General features: G+C 50.2%; 4 protein-coding genes. 2 read left to right on the top strand and 2 right to left on the bottom strand.

What is annotated here, in order from left to right:
* A partial coding sequence (locus RMO52_RS18885) for a DUF6999 family protein (RefSeq protein WP_310417336.1) occupies nucleotides 1-182 on the top strand: 182 nt, incomplete at its 5' end.
* Between the two features lie 99 nt (nucleotides 183-281).
* Nucleotides 282-785 (top strand): hypothetical protein, encoded by a 504-nt coding sequence (locus RMO52_RS18880; protein WP_310417334.1) that lies wholly within the window; start codon nucleotides 282-284, stop codon nucleotides 783-785.
* An 18-nt stretch (nucleotides 786-803) separates the two neighbouring features.
* Here RMO52_RS18880 and bioA read toward each other — a convergent pair whose 3' ends face one another.
* Entirely contained in the window at nucleotides 804-2,087 is a 1,284-nt protein-coding gene (bioA, locus tag RMO52_RS18875; RefSeq protein WP_310417331.1) for an adenosylmethionine--8-amino-7-oxononanoate transaminase, read from the bottom strand.
* 286 nt (nucleotides 2,088-2,373) lie between these two features.
* Nucleotides 2,374-2,994 carry a HEAT repeat domain-containing protein gene (locus RMO52_RS18870; protein WP_310417328.1) on the bottom strand — a complete coding sequence of 207 codons (621 nt, stop codon included), beginning with the start codon at nucleotides 2,992-2,994 and terminating at the stop codon, nucleotides 2,374-2,376.
* Between the last annotated feature and the right edge of the window lie 192 nt (nucleotides 2,995-3,186).

The following is a 3,186-nucleotide window of genomic DNA, read 5'->3' as shown; positions in this document are numbered from 1 at the left end:
GCTGGAATCATGTAATTGCCAACCGTAACCCCTTGGCTCCAGAAAACCCCTTTGGTGCGGCGCGGCGGTTACTTTTGCATGGCATCATCACCGAGTATTTGCATCGCTATTTAGAACTCGGTCGAGCAGCCAACGAACTTGCTACTGTGTGCGATTGCCCCCAGCAGTCGCGGGTAGAATGAGCGCGTCCGATTGCCGCATTATTTCGATCGCTAAGGACGAGCGAGCGTTCGTTACTCTACTGGCTCAACTCCCTCCAACTGACCTTTTATGAGCATACTATGGACACTTACTCTACCGATCTCTCTAGCTCGACCGATCCAGTACTCACCTTACGTGAAGGCTTAACTCGTTACTACGCTGCTAATCCCGACTTCATCCAAGATCGAGACATGCAGATCGGGCCATTTCACATCCCCTGGCAAGATCTGTTGCGCCACGATTTGATGCATGTAGTTACAGGTTACAGCACCGATCTCGACACCGAACTGCAATTGCTGGGATTTTTACTTACGGCCCTAAGCTGGAAGCGTCCCTGGTACTACTATGTACAAAGCTTCGGCGTATTTATCGAATTGCTGTGGCAATCGCTAACAGGACGCTCGTGGGGCAGCAAATACGTCAATCCACTCCTAGTTTGTCAGCTCTATTGTCGAGGCATTCGCCAAGGTTTCACGGTGAAGAAAAAAGTAGATGCCTACATCAATCCTGAAACCCTGATGGATACTCGCCTGGATGCCCTTCGCTTCGAGTACGGCATCGACAATGCAGGTGGGCTAGAATAGCCAATAATCTGAGGAGTGCTAAATCTCAGCGACAATTTTATAGATAGCGGTGGTAATTGCTGTGAGTTCTGAGGGTTGAATGATGTACGGCGGCATCGTGTAGATCAGTCTTCCAAACGGACGTAGCCAAACTCCCTCCTCCACAAACCGGGGTTGGATCGCTTTCATATCCACCGGATGATGCAACTCTACTACACCGATCGCACCCAATACCCGCACATCCTTAACGGCGGGTAAACTCCGACACGGTTCCAACTCTGTTTTGAGCTGAGACTCGATCGAGCGAATTTTGGCTTGCCAATCATAACTTTCGAGTAAGGTTAAATTTTCTAGCGCTACCGCACAAGCCAAGGGATTTGCCATAAATGTCGGCCCGTGCATGAATACGCCTGCGGTGCCAGCAGCAAACGTTTCACTAATCTCCCGTGTTGTCAGTGTTGCCGCTAGAGATGTAAATCCGCCCGACAATGCCTTCCCTACACATAAAATGTCTGGACAAATCTCCGCATGTTCGCAAGCAAACATCTTGCCCGTGCGACCAAAACCCGTGGCGATTTCATCTAAAATCAGCAAGACCTGATATTTTTCACATAGTGCCTTAGCTTCCCGCACATATTCTGGATGATAAAAGCGCATCCCCCCAGCATTTTGCACCACTGGCTCGAAAATCGCCGCTGCGATGCGATCGTGGTGTTCGGCAAGCAATGCGGCAAAACTGTCAATATCCTGCGGTTGCCAGTCCCGATCGAAGCCACTCCGAGGTGATTCGGCGAAGTATTGCTGAGTCACAATCTGGCGAAACAGATGGTGCATCCCATTTTCCGGATCGCACACCGACATGGCAGCAAAGGTATCGCCATGATAGCCATTGCGAATCGTCAGAAACCCTTGCTTCTGCGGCAGACCGCAATTGTGCCAATATTGTACCGCCATTTTCATCGCCACCTCGACCGCGACTGAGCCAGAATCACAGAAAAAAACCTGCTGGAGTGCGTCAGGAGTCATGGCAATCAATTTCCTGCTCAAATCTACCGCTGGCTGGTGCGTCAACCCGCCAAACATCACATGAGACATGCGATCGATTTGAGCATGAGCGGCTTGAGTCAAGCGGGGGTGACTATAGCCATGAATGCAAGTCCACCACGATGAGATCCCATCGATGAGCGATCGACCATCCATCAATTGAATCCGTACACCCCGCGCGGATTCTACTGCAAAGACTGGCAGATCGTTTGGCAAGGCTGCGTAGGGATGCCAAACATGCTGACGATCGAATTCGAGGAGTTGCTGTAAAGATTGCATACCGAAACTTACATCTTGCATCAAAACGAAGTTATTAGTATTTTAGTGGATAGTGGATAGTGAATAGTGGATAGTGGATAGTGGATAGTGAATAGCGATTCGCGCACGCCTTTGTTCCCTGACGGTTAAGCGGCGTTTTTATTCGGGGGGAACCCCCGAATAAGAAAACGACAAGACAGCGAATTAAGACAGTGGATAGTGAATAGCGATGAAGCTCCCAGAACACACTTTTCAACTGTCAGGGAACTAGGGCTTCAGCTTATCGTTGCTGATGCAAGATGTGAGACTACTTATCTCGCTGTGCCTTCATTTGTTTGTATTTAATCGTCTGCTCCATTCTTGGCAAAGCACTGGTTGCCGATTCGCGCACGTACTCATCGAGCGTAGCATCCTGACTCGCCGCGACTAAGATCGGTTCGGCGCGCACATCGCCGAGCGAAGCTAACGTATTTACCAATGTTACTTGCAGCGCGATATTATCCGTCGTCTCTAGAGCCTCTACCATAATTTCAAAAGCCGGACTTCCGAGTTCGCCCAATGCCATCACCGCCGCAATATTTACAACGGGATTATCATCGCTCATCGCTGTCTTCAGACACTCCAATCCCGCTGAGGACAAGGGTTCTTGGGGATAATTGACAATCACCTGCGCGATCGCTTTTACTGCACTCCCGCGCACGGTTACGTTATCGCTAGTCGCCAAAATGTCTATTAAGAAGGGAATCGTATCCATCCCGATCGCGCCGAGGGTTTTGACCGCTGCACGGCGATACGTCGTATCATCTTCATCGAGGATGCCAATCAGGCGGGGAATTGTCGTCTCATCCCGCGTCTCGACTAGTTCTAACATCGCCCGATCGCGTAAATTAGGGTTGGGATGTTTGAGTCGATCGAATAATGCTTCCATGAGAGGGTAGAGGGTAGAGGGTAGATAGGGAATAGGGAATAGGGTAGGGAACCTTTAATCGCCTTGCAGGCGTTGCTGATTTAAGGTGTGATTTGCCCTCACCCCGCCAGATCCTCCGGATCTGGCGGGGTGAGGGCAAAATCTATGCTTCTTACCCCAATTCAGCAACGCCGCCTTGCGATTAATTGACAG

It is taken from the genome of Chamaesiphon sp. OTE_8_metabat_110, from assembly GCF_031382685.1.
In the GTDB taxonomy this organism is placed as follows: domain Bacteria; phylum Cyanobacteriota; class Cyanobacteriia; order Cyanobacteriales; family Chamaesiphonaceae; genus Chamaesiphon.
The sequence above is the reverse complement of the archived record's forward strand: the minus strand, read 5'-3'. Positions and strand labels throughout refer to the sequence as shown.

Excerpts from the sequence above, each read along its gene's own strand:
- RMO52_RS18880 (WP_310417334.1), top strand. The coding sequence starts at position 282 with ATGGACACTTACTCTACCGATCTCTCTAGCTCGACCGATCCAGTACTC.
- bioA (WP_310417331.1), bottom strand. The coding sequence starts at position 2,087 with ATGCAATCTTTACAGCAACTCCTCGAATTCGATCGTCAGCATGTTTGG.
- RMO52_RS18870 (WP_310417328.1), bottom strand. The coding sequence starts at position 2,994 with ATGGAAGCATTATTCGATCGACTCAAACATCCCAACCCTAATTTACGC.